This window comes from Corallococcus sp. AB030 (assembly GCF_003668965.1).
GTDB lineage: Bacteria > Myxococcota > Myxococcia > Myxococcales > Myxococcaceae > Corallococcus > Corallococcus exiguus.
Window position 1 is genome coordinate 1 of the sequence record NZ_RAWQ01000199.1, and the last position, 19,936, is coordinate 19,936.

Annotated in this window: 21 protein-coding genes; 12 read left to right on the forward strand and 9 right to left on the reverse strand. The window is 69.6% G+C overall.

The window, feature by feature from the left end; translation table 11 throughout:
• Window positions 1-173 precede the first annotated feature (173 nt).
• The gene (locus D7Y15_RS34405) at window positions 174-1,007 is read left to right on the forward strand and encodes a carboxypeptidase regulatory-like domain-containing protein (RefSeq protein WP_169822708.1); all 834 of its coding nucleotides are present in this window, start codon (window positions 174-176) and stop codon (window positions 1,005-1,007) included.
• A 123-nt stretch (window positions 1,008-1,130) separates the two neighbouring features.
• Here D7Y15_RS34405 and D7Y15_RS34410 read toward each other — a convergent pair whose 3' ends face one another.
• From D7Y15_RS34410 to D7Y15_RS34425, 4 genes are read right to left on the reverse strand one after another with little or no spacing between them, the layout of a single operon-like run.
• Window positions 1,131-2,540, reverse strand: a complete 1,410-nt coding sequence (locus tag D7Y15_RS34410; protein ID WP_121755229.1) for an ATP-binding protein — start codon at window positions 2,538-2,540, stop codon at window positions 1,131-1,133.
• Window positions 2,540-3,220 carry a response regulator transcription factor gene (locus D7Y15_RS34415; protein ID WP_120578923.1) on the reverse strand — a complete coding sequence of 227 codons (681 nt, stop codon included), beginning with the start codon at window positions 3,218-3,220 and terminating at the stop codon, window positions 2,540-2,542. The genes D7Y15_RS34410 and D7Y15_RS34415 overlap by 1 nt, the downstream gene beginning before the upstream one ends.
• Window positions 3,221-3,235: 15 nt before the next feature.
• The gene (locus tag D7Y15_RS34420) at window positions 3,236-3,451 is read right to left on the reverse strand and encodes a hypothetical protein (protein WP_121755230.1); all 216 of its coding nucleotides are present in this window, start codon (window positions 3,449-3,451) and stop codon (window positions 3,236-3,238) included.
• Window positions 3,452-3,487: 36 nt separating this feature from the next.
• On the reverse strand, window positions 3,488-4,021 hold the full coding sequence (locus D7Y15_RS34425; RefSeq protein ID WP_121755231.1) for a periplasmic heavy metal sensor: 534 nt from the start codon (window positions 4,019-4,021) through the stop codon (window positions 3,488-3,490).
• 357 nt (window positions 4,022-4,378) lie between these two features.
• On the opposite strand from D7Y15_RS34425, the gene D7Y15_RS34430 reads away from it, so the two are divergent.
• Together D7Y15_RS34430 and D7Y15_RS34435 are read left to right on the forward strand one after the other, a co-directional pair.
• Window positions 4,379-4,579, forward strand: coding sequence for a cold-shock protein (locus D7Y15_RS34430; protein ID WP_120563874.1), 201 nt, complete (start codon window positions 4,379-4,381; stop codon window positions 4,577-4,579).
• A 196-nt stretch (window positions 4,580-4,775) separates the two neighbouring features.
• Window positions 4,776-5,141 (forward strand): cupin domain-containing protein, encoded by a 366-nt coding sequence (locus D7Y15_RS34435; RefSeq protein WP_120578920.1) that lies wholly within the window; start codon window positions 4,776-4,778, stop codon window positions 5,139-5,141.
• 13 nt (window positions 5,142-5,154) lie between these two features.
• On the opposite strand, the gene D7Y15_RS34440 is transcribed toward D7Y15_RS34435, so the two are convergent.
• On the reverse strand, window positions 5,155-5,922 hold the full coding sequence (locus tag D7Y15_RS34440; protein ID WP_121755232.1) for a hypothetical protein: 768 nt from the start codon (window positions 5,920-5,922) through the stop codon (window positions 5,155-5,157).
• Window positions 5,923-5,987: 65 nt separating this feature from the next.
• Here D7Y15_RS34440 and D7Y15_RS34445 point away from each other — a divergent pair, with 65 nt between their 5' ends.
• Window positions 5,988-6,803: a metallophosphoesterase gene (locus D7Y15_RS34445; protein ID WP_233605200.1), complete on the forward strand. Its 816-nt coding sequence runs from the start codon at window positions 5,988-5,990 to the stop codon at window positions 6,801-6,803.
• Here D7Y15_RS34445 and D7Y15_RS34450 read toward each other — a convergent pair.
• Window positions 6,784-7,221, reverse strand: coding sequence for a DoxX family protein (locus D7Y15_RS34450; RefSeq protein ID WP_121755233.1), 438 nt, complete (start codon window positions 7,219-7,221; stop codon window positions 6,784-6,786). The genes D7Y15_RS34445 and D7Y15_RS34450 overlap by 20 nt on opposite strands.
• 115 nt (window positions 7,222-7,336) lie before the next feature.
• On the opposite strand from D7Y15_RS34450, the gene D7Y15_RS34455 reads away from it, so the two are divergent.
• The 4 genes from D7Y15_RS34455 to D7Y15_RS34470 all read left to right on the forward strand — a co-directional run bounded on the left by D7Y15_RS34455 (window position 7,337) and on the right by D7Y15_RS34470 (window position 11,918).
• Window positions 7,337-7,702 (forward strand): helix-turn-helix domain-containing protein, encoded by a 366-nt coding sequence (locus tag D7Y15_RS34455; protein ID WP_233597224.1) that lies wholly within the window; start codon window positions 7,337-7,339, stop codon window positions 7,700-7,702.
• A gap of 144 nt (window positions 7,703-7,846) precedes the next feature.
• Window positions 7,847-10,654 carry a hypothetical protein gene (locus D7Y15_RS34460; protein ID WP_121755234.1) on the forward strand — a complete coding sequence of 936 codons (2,808 nt, stop codon included), beginning with the start codon at window positions 7,847-7,849 and terminating at the stop codon, window positions 10,652-10,654.
• 56 nt (window positions 10,655-10,710) lie between these two features.
• Window positions 10,711-11,283 carry a tRNA-uridine aminocarboxypropyltransferase gene (locus D7Y15_RS34465; RefSeq protein WP_120578915.1) on the forward strand — a complete coding sequence of 191 codons (573 nt, stop codon included), beginning with the start codon at window positions 10,711-10,713 and terminating at the stop codon, window positions 11,281-11,283.
• A 5-nt stretch (window positions 11,284-11,288) separates the two neighbouring features.
• Complete coding sequence (locus tag D7Y15_RS34470; RefSeq protein ID WP_120578914.1) at window positions 11,289-11,918, forward strand: HAD hydrolase-like protein; 630 nt, start codon at window positions 11,289-11,291, stop codon at window positions 11,916-11,918.
• Between the two features lie 10 nt (window positions 11,919-11,928).
• On the opposite strand, the gene D7Y15_RS34475 is transcribed toward D7Y15_RS34470, so the two are convergent.
• Window positions 11,929-13,377, reverse strand: a complete 1,449-nt coding sequence (locus D7Y15_RS34475; protein WP_121755235.1) for a M20 family peptidase — start codon at window positions 13,375-13,377, stop codon at window positions 11,929-11,931.
• Window positions 13,378-13,622: 245 nt separating this feature from the next.
• On the opposite strand from D7Y15_RS34475, the gene D7Y15_RS34480 reads away from it, so the two are divergent.
• The 4 genes from D7Y15_RS34480 (at window position 13,623) to cml (ending at window position 18,258) form a co-directional block, all read left to right on the forward strand.
• Complete coding sequence (locus tag D7Y15_RS34480; RefSeq protein ID WP_121755236.1) at window positions 13,623-14,573, forward strand: GNAT family N-acetyltransferase; 951 nt, start codon at window positions 13,623-13,625, stop codon at window positions 14,571-14,573.
• A 161-nt stretch (window positions 14,574-14,734) separates the two neighbouring features.
• Window positions 14,735-15,781: an acyltransferase gene (locus D7Y15_RS34485; RefSeq protein ID WP_121755237.1), complete on the forward strand. Its 1,047-nt coding sequence runs from the start codon at window positions 14,735-14,737 to the stop codon at window positions 15,779-15,781.
• A gap of 71 nt (window positions 15,782-15,852) precedes the next feature.
• On the forward strand, window positions 15,853-16,839 hold the full coding sequence (locus tag D7Y15_RS34490) for a GNAT family N-acetyltransferase (protein ID WP_121755238.1): 987 nt from the start codon (window positions 15,853-15,855) through the stop codon (window positions 16,837-16,839).
• 231 nt (window positions 16,840-17,070) lie between these two features.
• The gene (gene cml, locus D7Y15_RS34495; RefSeq protein ID WP_199746015.1) at window positions 17,071-18,258 is read left to right on the forward strand and encodes a CmlA/FloR family chloramphenicol efflux MFS transporter; all 1,188 of its coding nucleotides are present in this window, start codon (window positions 17,071-17,073) and stop codon (window positions 18,256-18,258) included.
• On the opposite strand, the gene D7Y15_RS34500 is transcribed toward cml, so the two are convergent.
• Window positions 18,255-19,136 (reverse strand): helix-turn-helix domain-containing protein, encoded by an 882-nt coding sequence (locus tag D7Y15_RS34500; protein ID WP_121755240.1) that lies wholly within the window; start codon window positions 19,134-19,136, stop codon window positions 18,255-18,257. The two genes, cml and D7Y15_RS34500, sit on opposite strands and share 4 nt — an antisense overlap.
• Window positions 19,137-19,239: 103 nt before the next feature.
• Entirely contained in the window at window positions 19,240-19,905 is a 666-nt protein-coding gene (locus D7Y15_RS34505; RefSeq protein WP_120597935.1) for a hydrolase, read from the reverse strand.
• Between the last annotated feature and the right edge of the window lie 31 nt (window positions 19,906-19,936).

Below are 19,936 nucleotides of genomic sequence, written 5' to 3' on the forward strand. Positions count from 1 at the left end.
GGGGTGGGAGGTGCCCGCGCTGCTGGCGTTCGCGGCGGTGTTCGTCGGGCTGGCCGCGTTCAGCGTGAGCTGCCGCGAGTAGCCGTGCGCCGTGTGTCGATGGACTTGCCCGGTGCCTTCCACTACGACGGCGGGCACCGCATCACGAAATATCCTCCAGAGGAGACCGCCTCATGAAGCTGCGTCTGCTTGGCTTGTCGATGGTCGGTGTCGCGGGGCTCTTGGCCCTGCCCGCGTGCAAGAAGGAGGAGGCGCCCACGTCCCCCGCCGAGCGTCCGGCGGCCCCCACGCAGCAGGCCGTGCCTCCGGCTCCCACGGCGGGAGCGGGTGCGGGCGAGGCGGCGGCCCCGGCGGTGCCCGCGGGCAACGGCGTGGTGAAGGGCACGGTGTCGTTCACCGGCACGCCGCCGGTGATGGCGGAGCTGGCGCCCAGCGTCGACCCCGCGTGTGACGGACGGCCGGAGAAGGAGCAGTCCGTGCTGGTGAAGGACGGCAAGCTCCAGAACGTGCTCGTGCGCGTGAAGGGGCCGGTCGCGGGTGCGCCCGCGGCGCCGTCCACGCCGGTGGAGGTGGACCAGTCGAAGTGCACCTACGTGCCTCGCGTGCAGGGTGCGGTGGCGGGCCAGCAGGTGGTGTTCAAGAACAGCGACGGCACGCTGCACAACGTGCGCGGCGTGGTGGGCGCCAAGCCCCTGTTCAACGTGGCGCAGCCGCCCTCTGGCGCGCCGGTGCAGAAGCCGATGCCCACGGACGCGGAGGTGCTGCGCCTCAAGTGCGACGTGCACCCGTGGATGACGGCCTACGTGGTGAGCAACCCCAACCCGTACTTCGCCACCACCGGCGCGGACGGCTCCTTCACGCTGACGGGCCTGCCCGCGGGCACGTACACGCTGGAGGCGTGGCACGAGACGCTGGGCACGAAGACGGCGGAAGTCACCGTGAAGGACGGCGCGCCCGCGGAGGCGACGTTCTCCTTCGCCGCGACGGACGCGCAGGCGAAGCAGTAGTCCGCAAGGGGACCGGGGACGGCGCCTCCGCGCGGTCCCTGGACCCGGCGGGGGGCTTCGCGACGGAGCCTCCCATGCCCCCGCCTTGCATGGGGCACGCGGAACGCGCGCGGTTCACCGCCGCTAGGCCAGCGTGCTCGACACCGGACCCGGCGGCCCGGCCTTGCGCACCGTGAAGCCCACGCGCGCGCCGCCAGCGGGCCGGTTCTCCGCGAAGGTCTCACCGCAGTGGGCCTTGGCGATGCGCTGCACCAGCGCGAGCCCCAGCCCCAGCGAGCCGGCCTCGCGAGCCTCGCCGCCCCGGTCCTTCCGGTAGAACGGCTGGAAGATGCGCTTCTCCTCGCCAGGCAGAAGCCCCGGGCCCCGGTCCTCCACGCTGAAGGCGAGGTGCTCCTTCCCGTGCTCCTGGATGCGCAGTGCCTCCACGCCCACGCCGTGCTTGCGCGCGTTGTCGAGCAGGTTCACCAGCGCCCGGCCCAGCAGCGTTGCGTCCGCCATCAGCGCCACGTCGTCGGTCTCCGGCTGGAGCAGCGTCGCGGACAGCCCCACGCGCTCCAGCGCCTGCGCAGCGAGCACGCCCGCCTCCAGCGCCTTGGGCGTGAGCTGTCCGAAGTCCAGGCGGGAGCTGGCGAGCAGCTCGCCCACCAGCGCGTCCAGTTCCACGACCTCGCGGTCCACCTGGTCCAACGTGCGCGGGTTGCCGCCGCCGTCGCGCAGCAGCTCCGTCAGCACGCGCAGCCGCGCCAGCGGCGTGCGCAGCTCGTGCGACACCGCCGCCAGCAGCTCGCGTTGGTCCGCCATCTGCTTCTCGATGCGCGCCGCCATGTCGTTGAAGGACTCGGCGAGCACCGCGAACTCGCCGGTGGTGTGGCGGTCCAGGCTCGCCCGAGCGCCCAGGCGGCCCTCGCCCAGCTCCTGCGTGGCCTTCACCAGCGTGTCCACCGGCCGCGCCAGCCGGAACGAGATACCGCCCGCCGCCGTCCACAGCACCAGCACCGCGATGCCCAGCGGCAGCACGGCGCGCCAGGGGCCCCGCGAGCGGGTCTGCAGGTAGCAGGCCTGCAACGAACCCAGCTGCGTGTCCTGCCGCATCACCGGGAGGGTCGCGTCCGGCTTCGAGCACGGGGAGCCGCCCGTCGCCACCACCGCGCCGGACAGGTCCGTCAGCACGACGTCCACGTCCAGGTCGTCGGAGATGCTCCGCATCAGGGCGTCGCGCTCGGCGGGCGCGTCCCACACCTCCGCGAACTGGTGGCCCACGAACGCGCGGATGCGGTCCGTCTCCTGCCGCCAGCTGTTGCCGCCCGTCAGGTTCATCACCCACGACACCACGAGCACCGTCACCAGGATGGTGAGCCCGAACATGACGAACAGCCGCCGCCGCAGCCGCGCCTGTACGTAGGAGCCCAGCCGGCCCAGGTGGAACATGCGCCGGCGGCGGGCATGGGCCTGGGCGTGGCGGCCGAACCTCCGGTGCAGCTCCGGCCCGCAGTCCTCCCGCTTGGGAGGCCAGTGGTGATGGCCCCAGCCCATCAGGCGCCCTCCTTGGCGAACACGTAGCCCACGCCGCGCACCGTCTTGATGAGGCGCGTGCCCACGTCCCCCAGCTTCTGGCGCAGGTGGGAGATGTGCACGTCCACCGTGCGCTCGCTCACCACCGTGTCGCTGCGGCCCGCCTCGCCCAGCAGCGCGTCGCGGGGAATCACCCGGCCCGCCCTGCGCACCAGCGCGAGCAGCAGGTCGAACTCCAGGCCCGTCAGCTCCACCGCGCGCCCCTCCACCTTCACCTCGCGCCCGGACACGTCGATGGAGACCCCGCTCGACTCGAGCCGGTCCGCCACCGCCGCCGGCTGCGCCCGCCGCAGCACCGCGCGCAGGCGGGCGAGCAGCTCGCGCGGTCCGAAGGGCTTGGGCAGGTAGTCGTCCGCGCCCAGCTCCAGGCCCACCACGCGGTCCGTCTCGTCGCCCTTGGCGGTGAGCATCAGCACCGGGATGCGGCTCTTGGCCCGGATGCGCTTGCACACCTCCAGGCCGTCCATGCCCGGCATCATCACGTCCAGGAGCACGGCGTCGTAGGCGTTGGCCTCCAGCGCCGCCAGCCCGCGGCCACCGTCGGGCGCGTGGCTGACGGTGATGCCGTTCTGCCCGAGGTACTCCGCGAGCAACTCGAACATCCGGGTGTCGTCATCGATGAGCAGGACGCGGGTGGGCATGGGCGGGGGCGAATCCTAACGCGCTCCCGGTGCGTCGGCCGGGCCCGGTGCGCCCTGGGGCCTGGGGGCATGCCAGTCCCAGTAGTGCGGCATCCCGTTTCGGTAGCTGGGGCCACCCCAGTCACCCCGGTGGCAGGCGGCGCGGTGGTGGCGGGCAATGCTCGCGAAGCCGGAGGCATAGCCTCCGATGGCACCCGCGGCGAGGAGGACGACGAGCAGACGGTGGCGCATGGGCAATCTCCAGGAAGGGGACAGGGAAGGGTGGTTTCAGACGAAGGACGCGGGGCCGTCATCGTTGTGGGGGCGGCCACCCCACCGGCCGTACCCGCCGCAGCGCCGCCCGTGCCAGCCCCGGCCCTCGCCGCGCCATCCGTAGCCCCAGCCGTGCTCGATGACGTCCGCGAGCTCGCGGCGCTGGTTGGGCTCCAGCGCCTCGTGCACCTGGGACAGGGCGTCCTGCACGGCGTTGCGCAGCGTCTCCAGCGCCACGTCGTGGCGGGTGAACAGCTCGCGCAGCATGGCGCCGTCGAAGTGCTCCCCGCGCAGTGAGCCCGCGAGCGACGTGCGGCTGGGGCCCCACTGGTCCTTCACCTTGGCGAAGGCCTCGCGCACGTTTTCCACGGCCTTCACGATGACCTTCTCCTGGCCGGGGGACGTCTCCAGCCGCTCGAAGAGCCAGCGCAGCCGGGGGCGCATGCCAAACCGGCCTCCGCGGCCGTGGTGGTGGTGTCCGTAGCGCCCCCGGCGCAGGGTGGCGAAGAGGCCGGCGAGGCAGGCGGTACCGAAGATGAATCCGAACATGGTCTTGGCTCCAGGAAGCAGGCGAGCGCCGGATCGGCGGGCCCGTGTCGTTTCTGACGGAGCTCAAGGTAGAGGGCGGGTGTGAAGCCCACGCCCGGCGGCGGTGAAGAAGTGTGAAGGGCTTTCGGAGGGGTGTCCGGAATGCCCGGTGGGGCATGGGATGTTCCAAAGCCGGGCCTCGACTGCAGCCGCTGTGTCGGATGCAGGACGACTGCCGGCAGGATTCCACCCTCAGGAGTGGTGTTCGCGCCGGAAGTGGGTAGAGTACCCGGCGTGCCGGGGCGGTGTTCGTTCCGGCACCGGTGGAAGGCGCGAGCCTCCCACCTGTTCAGAGCAGAGAAAGAGAAGAGACTCACAATGGCTTCTGGTACCGTGAAGTGGTTCAACGACGCGAAGGGCTTTGGTTTCATCGCGCAGGACAATGGCGAAGACGTTTTCTGCCACCACACTGCGATCAACATGGATGGCTTCCGCACCCTGGCCGAGGGCCAGAAGGTGGAGTTCGAAGTCACCAAGGGCCCCAAGGGCCTGCAGGCGCAGAACGTTCGCGCCGGGTAAGCGAGCTGAACCGTCGACTCACCCCTTGAGGTGAGTCCTCGAAGCCCAGTCTCCCCGAGGAGGCTGGGCTTTCGTCTTTCCGGACGCAGGGCAGGCGGGCGACCACCGCGACGCGGCCCGCCACGGTCCGGGGTCTTCCCTACCTTCTCCCAGGAGGAGCGCGGCGCCGGACGCCGCCCCCCAAGGAGAGGCGAACATGGGCGACACCAGCGTGAAGAAGGTCGAAAGCCGCCATTCCCCCAAGGGGGAGATGGGCCAGAAGTACCTCGCATCCGGCGTCCGTGTGGCCATGCGGCTGTGGGAGGACGAGCCGCCCGCCGAGGCCAAGCCCGCCAGCACGCGCGACTACGAGACCGTGGGCTTCGTGCTCAAGGGCCGCGCGGAGCTGCACCTGGAGGGGCAGGTCATCCTGCTGAACCCCGGCGACTCCTGGCTCGTGCCGCGCGGGGCCAGCCACACGTACAAGGTCCTGGAGACCTTCTCCGCCGTGGAAGCCACGAGCCCCGTCTCCTCCGTCCACGGCCGTGACGAGCACGAGGCCCCGAAGGGCGCCAAGGCGTGACGAACCGTTGAGCTCAGGGACCGCCCTTCGGTGCCACCGGGGGCGGTTCCCGTTCAGTGAGCACGCCCACTGCATCGTCCATCTCCGAGGTGGAGGAGCAGGTAAAGGCCTGGGGAGAATTCGCCTTGCACACAAGCAAGGTGCCCGCGGGGACTGGCTTGTAGCCAGGGAGCACCGGGGAGCGGGCGTCCTCGCCTGAGCCGCAGTCGAAGATGCCTGGGGCGTACGTCTCGTCAGGCATGCACAGCAGGCCTGCGGCGGACTGAAGGGCCCCCAGGGCGTACTCCGTGCCAAGGCACACGGTGGCTCCAACGGTTTGCGACTCGCAGCGCAAGTCCGCCTCACTGTCCGGATCCGGTACGAAGCGCTCGCAGACCCTTCGATGGACGCGTGACTGGAAGCGGCCGTTGCCTCCGCTCGGGTCGCTGTCGTACCAGAGCTGAAGGTGCTCTCCGTTCGCGGAGCGGAGCAGGGCCTGGGAAATGGCGGAGTCGATGCCTGGCAGGTGGAAGATGGCGATGAAGGGCTTGCCAGCCGCGTCAGCTGCCTCGACGCAGGCGCGCATTTTCAGCCGGTCCTCGTAGCTTCGGGCTTCGCCGCAATCCACGGACTGGGCGTCCGCCAGGGGGCGCGCGGTCGCCACGATGTCGCAATCATTGAAGTGCGCCTGCGTGGTGAAGCGGACGGTGCCGACAGGAGCAGCGGAAGGTGCCTGCTGGACGCCAGCGCATCCGGCCGCACCCAGCACGAGGGCGACCGCGAGGGAAAACCGTGAGGTCATCCCAGAATGCTCTCGCGTCCTCCCGGCATTGTCAGCCCCACGGGCAGGCTCCGTCCGGGGGGCGCATGAGAATCCTGTCCGTCGAAGAGAAGCCCCTTCATGAGTGGTGGTACCTGAACGCGTCGCCGCGCGGAGGCACCCGCGCGGAACGACTCCCCTTGCTGTGCGGACAGGTGGACGCCCTTCCCAGGGACCTGGACGCGGTCATCGCGCTCTCGGACCTCCAGGGGATGGCGCCTCATGCCGTGAAGGGCGGGGCGGCGGCGCTCCTGGGAGAGGTCGTGGCCGACGAGCTGGCGATGATGTGCAAGGCGGGCGGCCTCCCTCCCGCGAACCGCACCGGCATCATCCTGGCGGGAGACCTCTTCTCCAACGACACCGCGGATGAACGGGGCGCCTCCGGCGACGTGCGGAGCGTCTGGACTGCCTTCGCCAGGTACTTCCGTTGGGTCGTTGGCGTGGCGGGAAATCACGACACGTTCGGCGGTACCGGGGAGCGCGAGCGCTTCTTCCGCCAACCCAGGCAGAAGCTGCTGGATGGCGAAGTCGTCGCGCAGGACGGACTCGCGGTGGGCGGGGTGAGCTACATCATCGGGCGCCCGGACAAGCTCAACCGGCGCGAGCAATCCGCCCAACTGGAACGGATTGAAGAGGTGCTGCTCCAGGAGCCGCAGGTGCTCGTCCTCCACGAGGGCCCGGACGCCCCGGGAACGGGGCTGCGAGGCAACGCCATCATCCGGGAGGCGGTGGAGCCCTGGAGCAGGCTCCTCGTCATCTGCGGCCACTGTCATTGGGACGTGCCGCTCGTCACGCTCGCGAGCGGGACCCAGGTCCTCAACGTGGATGCGCGCGCGGTGATTCTCAGGCGTGCCGGGGCTTGATGGGAGCGCGCGTCCTGCGCCCCCAGAAGACGAAGAGCGACAGCGCGACCAGGAAGAAGTTGAAGGGCGTGTTCGCCGCCTCGCCGCGAGAGAAGTGGAAGACGATGGCGCTGACCTGGAGCAACGCGCAGCCCAGGGCCGCCAGGACCGTCAGGCCCGGTTTCACCCGCGTGAGCGAGGGCAGGACGACGCCCATCCCGCCCGCCAGGTCGACCGCGACGATGAAGTACAGGAACGCAGGCGACACCTGGCCCGCCCACGGAATCATCGCGGCGAGCTCCGGCAGGGGCGTGAGCGCCTTCCAGATGCCCGAGCCGACGAAGGTGACGCCCAGCAGCGCCTGGACGACCCACAGGCCCACGTGAAGGGCTTTGGACGGCTTCGCTGAAACGCCAACGGGAGGGGAGAGCGTATCCATACGTGGCTCCGGGGTTACTTCCATGTGCCTGGTTACGGATGATGACCACGTCTCTCTGGCATACCGTGCACAGGCCGGACAAGGAGGCACATTGAAGTCACCAGGGTACGGAAAGATGACCGGGCGCTATGACGACGACTGCGTCGCGACGCGCGAAATCCTCAGCCTCGTCGGGGACAAGTGGAGCGTGATGGTCATCGTCAACCTGGGCGAAGGCCCCGTGCGCTTCAGCGAGCTCAAGCGCGCCATCGAAGGCATCTCCCAGCGCATGCTGACCCTCACGCTGCGCAACCTGGAGCGGGACGGACTGCTGACGCGCACCGTGCACCCGACGACGCCGCCGAGCGTGGACTACGCGCTCACGAAGCTGGGGCGCACGCTGCTCGAACCGGTGTCCGTGCTCGCGATGTGGGCGCAGCGACACCGGCCGGAGATTGAACGCTCCCGAGAGGCCTTCGCACGCACCGCCAGGGCGAAATGAGCGGTGTCGCGTTCCGTGCTGACGCAGCCGCTTGCTGAGGTGACGCGGCGCCAGGGCTGGCCCCCGGCCCTCCAGGGGCGAGCGCAGCGTGGCATCCGAATTGCGTAGGGGCTGGGCGTTCCCCCTCGCATCGGAAAAGCGCTCATGACCTCCAAGACGCCTTTCACCCAGGGCATCCTCATCTGCCCGACGACGCACATTGACTGGGATTGGGTCTACACGTTCGACCAGTACTACGCCTCCAACAGCCAGGCGACGGGCTCCAGCTCCGGACGCGACACGGTCCAGAACATCTTCAACGCCGCGGTGTCGCTCTTCTCCCGGCGGATCGGCTTCACCTTCTCCGTGACGGAGGTGGGCTTCCTGCAACGCTATGCGCGGGACAACCCGGCAGGCATCACGGTCTTCGCGGCGGCGGGTGACGACTTCTGCCTGATGGGCGGTGGCATCACGTCGCCGGACAACCTCGTCTGCGCGGGCGAACTCTTCATCCGCAACTACCTGGTGGGACGCACCTGGGCGAAGCAGGCCGGGCTCGAGGCCAACCTGTACGACTCGGCGTGGCTCCCGGATGACTTCGGGCATGACCCCCAGCTGCCGGTGGTGCTGAACGCCATGGGCCTCACCACGGCCGGGCTCTCCCGCGTGCCCGGCTCGCCCCAGGGGTCGCCGGGGGCCGCGCCCATCGACCCCGTGGGCCCCTCCATCGCGTCGCAGTTGAACACCCACGGCCTGGTCTTCCACTGGCAGGCAGGGGACGGCTCTCGCATCACCACGCTCTTCATGCCCAACACCTACGGCACCGTGGGCTACCTGGACGCGGACGACATCTCCAGCAATGCCCAGACGGTGAACCAGTTCGTCAACCAGTACGGCTCGGGCTGGCCCAACGGCCTCCGCTTCATTCCCGTGGGCATCGACTTCGCCACGCCCTCAGTCACCTCCCCGTCAGGCGAGGTGTTGAGCTGGTTGAACGTGACCCACGGCTACAACACCAGCAATGGCAACAGCAATGGCGTCAAGGGAACAACGGGGACGTTCAAGACATACATGGACGCCGTCCTGCAAAGCGGCGCCTCGCTCCCCGTGAACGCACCGCTCAACGCGCAGAACTACTGGACGGGTTACTTCGCCAGCCGCCCCGCGCTGAAGCGGAACCAGTACGCGGCGGTGCGCGCGCTGATGTCCGCGGAGGTCATCGGCGCGCTGCTTCGCACCAGCAGCAGCTACGCCACCTCTTCGCTGGACGCGTTCGACTCCACCGTCTGGAATGGCTGGGAGGTACTGGCCCCCAGCTCCCATCACGACTTCGTGACGGGCACGTCTCCGGACAACGTGTATTACGGCGAGCAGCTGCCGCTGAGCCGGCAGGGCGTCTCGGTGGCGAGGGCCGCCCTGGACCAGGGGATGGAGCTGCTCGCGCAGGGCATCTCCGCGAAGCCTCAGTCCCAGGAGCTCCCTGTCGTCGTGTGCAACACGCTCGGGTTCGAGCGGGTCCACGGACTGCTGGCGGAGCTGACCCCTCCACCGGCGGACCTGCGCTTCCACGCCGTGAAGAGCGTGCGGACCCGTGACGGCTTGCTGCCCATCCAGCGGGCCGCGAACGGGAACCTCCTCTTCATGGCGGCGCCCCCCAGCGCGGGATACGAGACGGTCTACCTCTCCACCCTGTCCCCGCCGGGGCCCATCGTGATTGCGCAGCCGTCCGTGGGGGACACGGCGACCCTCGAGAACGACTTGATCAGCGTGACCCTCTCCAAGGAGCACGGGTGGGGCATCAGCCAGTTCTCGTATGGAGTGGACGGCGTGACTCGCAGCCTCTTCGCCTCCAAACGCGTGGGCAATCATCTGCGGTTCTACACCGACACTGGCAACATCTATCAGTTCGGCAATGAGCCGTATGCCTCCACCAATCCGCCTGCCTATGGCAAGTTCAGCAGGGACGGGTCCGCGAAGTTCGTGGGAGGAGACGCGCGGTGGCTGGAGCAGGGACCGTACCGTTATCGCTTGCAGGCGGAGGTGACGGAGCAGAACAGCGGCCACAGGTTCACGCTGGAGTACTCGCTGGTGGTGGGCGAGCGCTTCCTCCGGATGAAGCTCACGGGTGCCTCGCCTTCTGGCATGTCGGTCGCGGTGGCGTTCCCCATGGTGAACCCGAGCGGGACGGCGCCCACGACGCTCAGCTACGGCACGCCGCACTACCAGCAGGACGTCCTGCCCGTGCCCAACTGGCCCGGTCCGACCTTCGTCGCCACGCATGACTACGTGATTCCCTGCATCCAGCAGGGCAGCCAGCCGGTGGGAGGCATCTACCATCAGGGCATCCCGGCCTGGACGCTGGACGAAGAGGGCGCCCTGCTCGGCGTCGTGCTCCGCAACACCCCCGCGGGCGGCCGGGGCGCGTCTGGCAGCGACTTCGGCTGGCATGAGCAGGAGTACGTCGTGGCGCCCCCGCTGTCTGTCAATGGCACGCCCCGGCTCGGCACGCCCCTGAAGGACGCCCTGTCGGTCACCACCCCGCTGGAGGCCCGCTTCATCTCCGGTGGACAGGAAGGGCAGGGGGGCGCGCTGGCGGAGACGGGCTCGCTGGGACAGGTCACGGCGACGAACGCCGGGACGCCGGTGGAGTCGGAGGACGTGATGATTCGCGTGGCGCGGGTTCAGGCGCCGGGAGCGGCGGGGGGCTCCTCCAGCTGTGGCACGACGAGCGGTGCGATTCCGAGCAGCCTGGTGGTGCGCACCGAGAAGCGGGGCAGCCAGGCCACCCAGCTCACGGTGCGGCTCCCCTTCCTGGCGAAGGCAGGCAGCGCCGAGACCCAGGCGGTCACCGCGCTCGAAGCGCCGCTGACGGAGCTGGCGGCCGTGCCCTCGGGGACGGACACCGTGACGGTGGACTCACCCCGTGCGCTGGCCGCGACGCGAATCGCATGGTGCCGCACGCAGGGGGGCTGAAGCGCTCTCAACGAGTGCTTTTCTTCGCGAGGGGACGGGCACAGGATGACGGGAGGATGCCTCCCCGTGCTGCCCGTCCACCTCGCTGTTCGCGTTGCAACCTGGCGAAACACCTGTGCCTGTGCACGGAGGTTCCGCAGGTGGAGACCCGGACCCGCTTCGTCTTCCTCCAGCACGTGATGGAGGTGTCGAAGCGGAGCAACACCGGGGGCGTGGCCGCGCTCGCCCTCGCGAACGCGAAGCTGCTCATCCACGGCTCGATGGCGGGGACCCTCGACATCGAGGTCCTCTCCGAACCGGGGACCTGGTTGCTCTTCCCAGACGGTCCCACCGCGCCGCCGGACGCGCCTCCTCCCAGGCAGGTGGTGGTGTTGGACGCGAACTGGTCGCAGGCGCGGAGGATGACCCAGCGGCTCCCTGAGTTGCGGGCACTGCCCCGGCTGGTGCTGCCTCCGCCGGAGCCCGGCCTGCTCCGGCTTCGCGAACCCTCGCACCCCGCGGGGATGTCCACCCTGGACGCCGTGGCCCGCGCGGTGGCCTTGCTGGAAGGACCCGAGGTGGCGGCGCCGTTGGTGAGGCTGGCGGCGCTCCGGGTGCAGCGCATCGCCGACTGTGGGACCCTGAACTGAGTCCCATGGGATACCGGCTGATCATCTTCGACTTCGACGGGACGCTCGCGGACAGCGCGGATTGGCTGCGCGGCATCTTCAACGACGTGGCCCGGCGCTATGGCTTCCGCACCGTCAGCGAGGAGGAGCTGGAGGCGCTGCGCGGGCAGGACACCCGGGCCATCATCGCGCAGCTCGGCGTGCCCATGTGGAAGATGCCCTTCATCGCCGCCCACATGCGCAAGCTCGTCGCGCGTGACGCGCACCGCATCCCGACCTTCCCGGGCGTGGAGGCGATGCTGGAGCAACTGGAGGCGCGGGGCATCACCCTGGCCGTGGTGAGCTCCAACGCGGAGGAGAACGTGCGGCGCGTGCTGGGGCCGGTGGCGTCCGCGCGCATCCGCCACTACGCCTGCGGCGCGGGCCTCTTCGGCAAGCGGACGAAGTTCCGGAAGGTGCTGAAGGCCGCGGGAGTGCGTCCTGGTGAGGCCCTCTCCGTGGGCGACGAGGTGCGCGACATCGAGGCCGCGGCGGCCGAGGGCATCGCCACCGCCGCGGTGACGTGGGGCTACGCGACGGAGGCGCTGCTGCGCTCACGCGCGCCCACCGTCGTCTTCACCCGCCTCGACGAACTGCTGCCATTCGTCGCGGCGTAGGCGTGCCCTGTCAGCGCGTGCTGTTGCGCAGATACTGCGCATAGAACCGGATGGCGGCGGCGTGCTCCTCCACGGAGAGCCGTTCGTCGCGGCCGTGCATCCGGGTGAGGTCCTCGCGGTTCATCCGTACCGGCACGAAGCGATACACGCTGTCGCTCAGGGGATGGAAGTAGCGCGCGTCCGTGGCCGCCACGGTGAGGAAGGGCGCCACCAGCACGTCCGGGAACACCTGCCGGATGCTGCGCTGCAACTGCCCCCAGCCTTCCGTGTCCATGCGTGACACCGGCGAGGCCTCGTCGCCCTCGGCGGTCAGCTCCACCCGCTCGTCCTCCACCACCTTGCGCACGTGGGTGCGCACGTCCTCCAGGCTGTCGCCCGGCAGCAGGCGGACGTTGAGCACCGCTCTCGCCTGTGAGGGCAGCACGTTGGGCTTGGGGCTGCCTTCGAGCATGGTGGCCGCGAAGGTGGTGCGGATGCTGGCGTTCGTGGAGGGAGCCGCGGACATCCGCCGCTCGATGACGGGCGCGAAGAGCCAGGTGTTGGCGAAGAGCAGGCGCATGCCGAAGTTCATCTCCGGCCCCACGTACTCGAAGAGCGCCCGCGTCCCGCCGCGCAGCTCGGGCTTGAACGGGTTCTCCTCCAGCCGCACGAGCGCCCGGGCCAGGGTGTTCGCTGCGGTCTGCGGGGGCGGCATGGACGCGTGTCCGCCCGCGCTCCGCACCACCAACTCCACGCGCGCCGAGCCCTTCTCCGCCACGCCCACCAGCGCCACCGGCGCGGCCACGCCGGGCACGAGCCCCACGCCAATGGGGCCACCCTCGTCCAGCACCGACTCCAGGCGCACGCCCCGCTCGCGCAGCAGCGCGGCCACGCGAGCGGCACCGTCATGCCCGCCCACCTCCTCGTCCGCGCCGAACGCGAGCATCACCGTGCGGCGGGGGCGGTAGCCCTCGGCGAGCAGGCCCTCCACGGCTTCCAGGATGGCCAGCACGCTGCCCTTGTCGTCCAGCGTCCCGCGTCCGTACACATAGCCATCCGCCACGACGCCACCGAAGGGCGGGTGGCTCCAGGTGGCCTCCGCCTCCGCGGGCACCACGTCCAGGTGGCCCATCAGCAGCACGGGTTGAAGGCCGGGCTCCGAACCCTTCCAGGTGTAGAGGTGCGCATGCGCGCCCACGGCCTCATGCGCGAGCTCCGCGTGCATGCGGGGAAACCGCGCCACGAACCCGTCATGCAGCGCCTGGAAGGCGGCGTCCTGCGCCCTCATTCCGTCGGAGGAGGCGATGGTGCGGTGGCGCAGTGCCTCCGCGAGGCGACTCGCTGCCGCGGCGGCATCCACCGTGAAGGGCTCGGCGGGCTCGGCGGTCACCTGCCGTGAACCGAAGCGCAGCGTGCGGACGACGAGGACGCCCCCGAGAAGCAGGACGAGGACCAGCAGGACGAGGAGGACGCGCTTCATCGGTTGGGAGTTCCCGGAGAGGTCGCCACCGAGCCTAGCAGCAGGCGCGGCGCAGCACTCCCGGCGGCGAAGCCAGACACCGCGACCCCAGGGCGAGGCCCTGGGGCCTCTCCGGCCGGATTCCAACATCGGGGGGGCCCCGGCGGGTGGCTCCAGCGCAGGGGCTGGAAGGCTAGCCTGCAACGCGAAAGCCAGTAACAAATCGAAATACAGTCGTGATGACACAGGAGGCGGGGGGCACAGCCATGCGGATGCTGCGAATGAGGGCCGTGCTCGTCCCTGATCAGGGGGCGTTGGCGGTGTCGGAGGACTACTTCCGTTCCGCGCACCATCTGCGAGCCGAACAGGTGACGCATACGCTGGTCCTCGAGGACGGCAGGGGGAACGCGCAGCGGGTGCCGCTCATCGTGCGGCCCATCGAGGGGACGCCCTACCGCGATGCCATCTCCCCGTATGGCTTTCCCGGCGGCGCGCTGGCCGGGCTCCGGGAGGTGTCGAAGGATGCGGTGGATTGGACAGGGACGGAGCTCGTCAGCATCTTCGTACGCGACCGCGTCTCGGGGCCCCGGTGCTTCGCGGGCGGGACGGAGCGCAACGAGGTGTTCTTCATCGACCCGCGCCTGCCGGTGGAGTTCCGGGAGATGCATTACCGGCACATCCGGCGCAACCTCCGGCTGGGCTTCGTGAGCACCGCGAGTGAGGCGCGCGAGGCGTCGCGCAAGGACCGGGAGGGATTCCAGTTGGCCTACCGGCAGACCATGGTTCGCGAAGGCGCGAACCCCCGGTACTTCTTCTCCGACGCCTATTTCGAGCAGCTGTTCTCGTCGCCGTGGGCCTGGCTGGTGACGACGCATGCACCGGAGGGGGGCGTGGCCTCCGCCGCGCTGTGTGTCAGCAGCGACGGCATGCTGCACTACTACCTGGGCGGAACCGCGGATGCGCACCTGTCGCGCTCGCCGGCGAAGAATGTCTTTGGAACGCTGGTGGAACTCTGCTCGCAACTCGGCGTGACGCTCCATCTGGGCGGAGGCGTCCAGCCGGGGGACAGCCTCGAGCAATTCAAACGGAGCCTGTCCAACGCGAGCTCACGCCTCCACACCCATGAGTTGATCTGCGACCCGGCGGTGTATGCCCGCCTGTCGGAAGGCCGTGACGACACGGGCTTCTTCCCTGCGTATCGCGCGCCCCGGAATTGAGTGACAGGTCGCATCCCTGCCCTCTGACACGAGGGCAGGCGCCTGCGGAAGACGTGACACATGTCCGCGACCCAAGGGCGCATGGTGAGAATACCGTGAGACACCTACCGTTGGACCTGCTCCGAAGGCTGGCCGGAGAGTCCCAGGAAGGGTGAACCCGGATGACACGCATTCCTGCCGCTCCGGAGACGAACCCACCGCGTCTGATGGAACTGGACGCGCTCCGGGGTTTCGCGGCGCTGGCGGTCGCGCTGTATCACTTCACGGCGGAATACAGCGACCTCTACGGACACACGGTTCCGCTCTGGGAGATGCGCTTCGGGAAGTATGGCGTCCAGCTCTTCTTCGCCATCAGCGGCTTCGTCATCCTGATGTCGCTGGAGCGCGTGGAACGGGCCCGGGACTTCGTGTGGAGCCGCGCGGCCCGGCTCTACCCGTCCTATTGGACGGCCGTCGCGCTCACCTTCACGGGGGTGACGCTGTTCGGGCTGCCGGAGCGTGAATTCAGCCTCCAGACGGCCCTGGTCAACCTGACCATGTTTCACGAGTTCCTCCGCGTCCCGCACGTCGACACCGTGTATTGGACGCTGACCATCGAGCTGTCGTTCTACCTGCTGATGTTCGTGCTCGCGTACACGCGGGCGCTGCCCAGGATCATCCCCATCTTCATCGTGCTCGTCGTGTTGCAGACCCTGGCGGAGCTGGCGGCCCAGTCCCTGGGCGTGACCTTCCTGGCGCGGCTCGCGAGCCGGCCGCACCTGCAGTACTTCGCGCTGGGCGTGCTGGCCTTCAAGCAGAGCCGCGGCGAGGTCTCCCGTCCGTCCGCGCTCGTGCTGGTCGCCGTCAGCTTCGCTCACGAGGTGCTCGTGGGGAGCGAGGCTCCCGCCCTCGTGTTCCCGGTGGTGCTGGGCCTCGCCTACGCGTTGTCCAAGGGCTGGCTGCGCTGGCTCACCTGGCGCCCGCTGCTCTTCATGGGGTTCATCTCCTACCCGTTCTACCTGGTCCACCAGAACATCGGTTACGTCATCATCCGGCGGCTCGAGGCCTCGGCCTGGCGCCCGGAGGCAGCCATCGCGGTCGCGCTGGTGGCCGGGTTCGTGCTGGCCATCGTCATCACCTACGGAGTCGAACAGCCCGCGTTGCGTGCCTTCCGGCAGTGGCGGCGGAAGGCAGGAGTCCGGGCGGCGGTTCCGCCACGCCTCGCCTGAGGGCCTCCGCGCCCCGCGCTGGAGCAGGGGGTCGGCGGGCCCTGCATCGCTCATGGAAAGGATGCGCTCGAATGAATCACACCGAAGCCTTGCGACTGCCGTCTCCGAGCCTGAAGTCCTGCCGCGCGGTCCTGATTCCTGACGCGGGGATGTCCACCCTGACGGAGGACTACTTCCGCTCCGCGCACCACCTGCGGGCGGAGGGCGCGACACATACACTGCTCATCGAGGACGGCGACGGGCGTGCGCTGCGGGTGCCACTCCTCGTGCGGCCCATCGAGGGGACGCCCTACCAGGACGCCATCTCCCCGTATGGCTTTCCCGGCGGACGGATGGATGGATTGAGCGAGGTTTCGAAGGACGCCGTGGATTGGACCGGCATCGGGCTCGTGAGCCTCTTCGTGCGCGACCGCGTCTCGGGGCCCCGCTGCTTCGCGGGCGGGACGGAGCGCAACGAGGTGTTCTTCATCGACTCCCGGCGTCCGATCGAGTTCCAGGCGGAGGCCCGCCGGCAGATGCGGCGCAACACGCGGCTGGGCTACGTGAGCACCTGCGGTCCGGCGCGCGAGGCCTCGCACGAGGAGCGCGAGGGCTTCAAGGAGGTCTACCGGCAGACCATGGTCCGCGACGAAGCGCACGCCCGGTACTTCTTCTCCGACGCGTACTTCGAGGACCTGTTCTCCTCGCCCCTGGCCTGGCTCCTGACGACGCGTGCTCCGGACCGTTGCATCGCCTCCTCGGGGGTGGTGGTCGCCAGCGACGGCGTGCTGCACTACTACCTGGGCGGGACGGCGGATGCGCACCTGTCGCGCTCTCCGACCAAGAACACCGTCTTCGAGGCCATGGTGGCGCTCAGCGTCCGCATGGGACTGCCATTGCACCTGGGCGGCGGCGTGCGGCCGGGTGACGGCCTCGAGCAGTTCAAGCGGAGCTTCGCGAACGCAAGCTCCCGCCTCCACACCCACGAGATCATCTGCGAGCCCTCGGTGTACGCGCGCCTTTCGGAGGGTCGCGGCGAAACGGGCTTCTTCCCGGCGTATCGCGCGCAGCGGGGCTGAACAGGGGAGGGCCCTCCCGTCTTCGCGCCCCCTGTCAGGAAGGGCCCGGTGTTTTCGTCCCGCCCGGACCCGATACACCCAGGAGCCCGCCGGATGTCGGACGCCAGTTCCGCAGATGAGTGAGCCGCGGCGACACGTTCACCGTTGCCGCGGCCCTCTGCCACAGCTCATCCCGGTCCCCGTGGAGAGGCAGATCGCCGCCAGATGTTCCTCATTTGCGCGGATGCCTTCATGTCTGACCCCAAAGCCCTGTCGTGGAATCTCTCCGTGCCAGCAGCGCTGTTGCTGATGGCCCCCTTCGACCTCCTGGCCTCGCTGGCCATGGACATCTACCTCCCCGTGGTTCCGGCCATGACCGGAGTCCTCGGCACCTCTGCCTCCATCATCCAACTCACGCTGAGCCTCTACATGGCCATGCTCGGAGCCGGGCAGCTGGTGTTTGGTCCACTCTCGGACCGCATCGGAAGGCGCCGGGTATTGCTGGGGGGCGCGTGGGTCTTCGCGCTCTCCTCCTTCCTGCTCGCGAGCACCACCGACGCCGCGATGTTCGTCGGGTTCCGGCTCCTGCAAGCCGTGGGGGCCTCCGCCGCGCTCGTCGCGACGTTCGCCACCGTCCGGGACGTCTATGCGGAGCGGCCCGAAGGCGCGGTCATCTACAGCCTGTTCAGCGCCATGCTGGCCTTCGTTCCGGCATTGGGCCCCATCGCAGGGGCCCTGCTCTCGAGGCACTTTGGATGGAGGTCCCTCTTCGTCACGCTCGGAGTCCTGGCGACGGCGGCGTTGCTCCAGGCCCTGCCTCGCTGGCCTGAAACACGTCCCTCCGGCGTGGCTATTCAGAAGGTGTCCGTCCCGCGCATCCTGCGCAGCGCCGCGTTCTGGACGTACACGCTGGGCTTCAGCGCGGCGATGGGCTCCTTCTTCGTGTTCTTCTCCACGGCGCCCCGGGTGCTCATGGGCCGGGCGGGCTTCTCTGAGCTGGGCTTCAGCCTGGCCTTCGCCACCGCCGCGCTCGCCATGATGGTGACGACGCGCTTCGCGAAGCACGGCGTGGCCCGCTGGGGGCTGGCGGGAAGCCTTGCGCGCGGCATGCTGCTGCTGCTGCTGGGCGCGGCGCTGCTCACCGCCGGGCAGCTCCTCACGGCGCCGTCCTTCTGGACGTTCGTCGCGCCCATGTGGATCATCTCCGCGGGCATCGTGTTCGCCGCGTCCGTCACCGCCAATGGCGCGCTCCAGGCCTTTGGCTCCGTGGCGGGAACAGCGGTCGCGCTCCACTTCTGCATCCAGAGCCTCGTCGTCGGCGTCGTGGGGACCCTGATGGTCGTCCTGCTCGACGGCGACACCGCCTGGCCGCTGGTGGGTTACGCCTCGCTCATGGCGGGGGTGACGTTGGGCTGCCTGGCATCCTTCAGGCGCGCCTAGCCCTTCCGGTCCCGGCGCCACCTCGCGGGGGTGGTGCCGTGGGCCCGCCGGAAGGCCTTGCCGAAGTGCACCGCGTCGGCGAAGCCCGTCGCTTCGGCGACCTGCTCCAGCGACGCGGGCGTGGTCAGCAGCATCGTCTGCGCGCGCTCGAGGCGGGCGCGCAGTTGCCATTGATAGGGCGCCACGCCGGTGGAGGCCTTGAAGGCGCGACTGAAGTGCGCCTGCGATAGGTCCACCAGCGCCGCCAGCTCCGACAACTCGACCCGGCCGGGCAGGCGCGACTCCATGAAGTCGAGCACCCGCCGGAGCTGCCACGGTGCCAGGCCCTTGCGCGTTGAAGGGCGTTCTCCACGACGCGACCCCAGCCTGGCGAAGAGGGCGGCGGTCAATCCATCGCCGTAGAGCTGGGTGGCGGGGTCGTCGTCATCCACCACGTCGGCCAGCAGCCGCATCAGCGTCCAGAGCCGGTCATCCACGAAGCGCAGCCTCGGCGCACCCAGCTCGGTGGGGCTCAGCGGTTGGCCCAGGCGCTCGCCCAGGTCCTTCAAGTCGAACGTGAGCACGGCGTCGCGCACCAGGCGCGAATTGGCGCTGTAGCCCCACAGTGGCATGCCGGCGGGGATGAGGTTCAGCTGCCGGGGGACGTAACCGATGGCGCAGGGCCGGCCTTCGCGCAGGCGCGGCTCGCAGGGCACCCCAACCTCCTCCAGCAACGCGCTCAGGCGTGTATGGCTTTCCAGGCACAGGGGATGCTCGGCCGGCCCCGAACAGCGGGTGGCATTCACATCCACGCAGATGCCATTCCATTTTCGCCGGCTGACGGAGATATCCACCACGTTCTCCGGCAGCGGGCTCAGCCGTTCAGCGCGCGTCTCCACGACATCGTCCTCCCATTCCCCAGGCGGCGGGGAGCCACTTCCCTGGAGGACGATGTCAGCAGTCCGGAGGTGAGTCACCCCCTGGACCGGGCCCGCCGTGCCTTCAGACGCCCCGGCCGGGCCGGCCCGCCAGCAGCTGCAGCTCCCAGGCGAAGGCCACGGCGCTGCCGCCGCCGTGCTCGGACAACACGCCGGCGAGCTCGGTGGCGCTGTCCTCGCGGGCCCAGTCGCGCTGCCATTCGGCGGCCACCGCCATCCAGGTGATGGGCGTCACGCCCGCCATCTGCATGCGGCGCACCGCCATGTCATGCGCTTCGCGGCTGACGCCACCGGAGGCGTCCGTGACGGCGTAGACGTCATAGCCCTCGCCCGCGGCCTGGATGGCGGGCATGGCCAGGCAGATTTCCGTCCACAGCGCGGCGATGATCAGCTTCTTGCGGTCCGTCTTCTTCACCGCGTCCACCACGCGGCGGTCCTCCCAGGTGTTGATGAAGGTCCGGTCGATGGGCTTCTGCTCGGGGAACACGTCCTGCAGGCCCTTGATCAGGTAGCCGCCGCGCTCCTCGATGACGGTGGTGAGGATGGTGGGCACCTTGTAGACCCGCGCCGCCTTCGCCAGACCGACGACGTTGTTGACCACCATCGTCGGCTCATGGCTGTGCAGGTTGGCGAACTGGTAGGGCTGATGGTCGATCAGCACCAGCACGGAGTTCTGGGGCGTCAGCAGGGCTTCGAGCCCCCGGTGGGAGGGCGTCGGGGAAGTGCTCATGGTCTGGAGACTCCTGGGTGGGGGACAGAGG

Excerpts from the sequence above, each read along its gene's own strand:
- D7Y15_RS34465 (WP_120578915.1), top strand. The coding sequence starts at position 10,711 with ATGCCTCCCCGTGCTGCCCGTCCACCTCGCTGTTCGCGTTGCAACCTG.
- D7Y15_RS34470 (WP_120578914.1), top strand. The coding sequence starts at position 11,289 with ATGGGATACCGGCTGATCATCTTCGACTTCGACGGGACGCTCGCGGAC.
- cml (WP_199746015.1), top strand. The coding sequence starts at position 17,071 with ATGTCTGACCCCAAAGCCCTGTCGTGGAATCTCTCCGTGCCAGCAGCG.
- D7Y15_RS34425 (WP_121755231.1), bottom strand. The coding sequence starts at position 4,021 with ATGTTCGGATTCATCTTCGGTACCGCCTGCCTCGCCGGCCTCTTCGCC.
- D7Y15_RS34430 (WP_120563874.1), top strand. The coding sequence starts at position 4,379 with ATGGCTTCTGGTACCGTGAAGTGGTTCAACGACGCGAAGGGCTTTGGT.
- D7Y15_RS34435 (WP_120578920.1), top strand. The coding sequence starts at position 4,776 with ATGGGCGACACCAGCGTGAAGAAGGTCGAAAGCCGCCATTCCCCCAAG.
- D7Y15_RS34460 (WP_121755234.1), top strand. The coding sequence starts at position 7,847 with ATGACCTCCAAGACGCCTTTCACCCAGGGCATCCTCATCTGCCCGACG.
- D7Y15_RS34505 (WP_120597935.1), bottom strand. The coding sequence starts at position 19,905 with ATGAGCACTTCCCCGACGCCCTCCCACCGGGGGCTCGAAGCCCTGCTG.
- D7Y15_RS34440 (WP_121755232.1), bottom strand. The coding sequence starts at position 5,922 with ATGACCTCACGGTTTTCCCTCGCGGTCGCCCTCGTGCTGGGTGCGGCC.
- D7Y15_RS34415 (WP_120578923.1), bottom strand. The coding sequence starts at position 3,220 with ATGCCCACCCGCGTCCTGCTCATCGATGACGACACCCGGATGTTCGAG.
- D7Y15_RS34405 (WP_169822708.1), top strand. The coding sequence starts at position 174 with ATGAAGCTGCGTCTGCTTGGCTTGTCGATGGTCGGTGTCGCGGGGCTC.
- D7Y15_RS34410 (WP_121755229.1), bottom strand. The coding sequence starts at position 2,540 with ATGGGCTGGGGCCATCACCACTGGCCTCCCAAGCGGGAGGACTGCGGG.
- D7Y15_RS34490 (WP_121755238.1), top strand. The coding sequence starts at position 15,853 with ATGAATCACACCGAAGCCTTGCGACTGCCGTCTCCGAGCCTGAAGTCC.
- D7Y15_RS34475 (WP_121755235.1), bottom strand. The coding sequence starts at position 13,377 with ATGAAGCGCGTCCTCCTCGTCCTGCTGGTCCTCGTCCTGCTTCTCGGG.
- D7Y15_RS34480 (WP_121755236.1), top strand. The coding sequence starts at position 13,623 with ATGCGGATGCTGCGAATGAGGGCCGTGCTCGTCCCTGATCAGGGGGCG.
- D7Y15_RS34455 (WP_233597224.1), top strand. The coding sequence starts at position 7,337 with ATGACCGGGCGCTATGACGACGACTGCGTCGCGACGCGCGAAATCCTC.
- D7Y15_RS34445 (WP_233605200.1), top strand. The coding sequence starts at position 5,988 with ATGAGAATCCTGTCCGTCGAAGAGAAGCCCCTTCATGAGTGGTGGTAC.
- D7Y15_RS34450 (WP_121755233.1), bottom strand. The coding sequence starts at position 7,221 with ATGGATACGCTCTCCCCTCCCGTTGGCGTTTCAGCGAAGCCGTCCAAA.
- D7Y15_RS34485 (WP_121755237.1), top strand. The coding sequence starts at position 14,735 with ATGACACGCATTCCTGCCGCTCCGGAGACGAACCCACCGCGTCTGATG.
- D7Y15_RS34420 (WP_121755230.1), bottom strand. The coding sequence starts at position 3,451 with ATGCGCCACCGTCTGCTCGTCGTCCTCCTCGCCGCGGGTGCCATCGGA.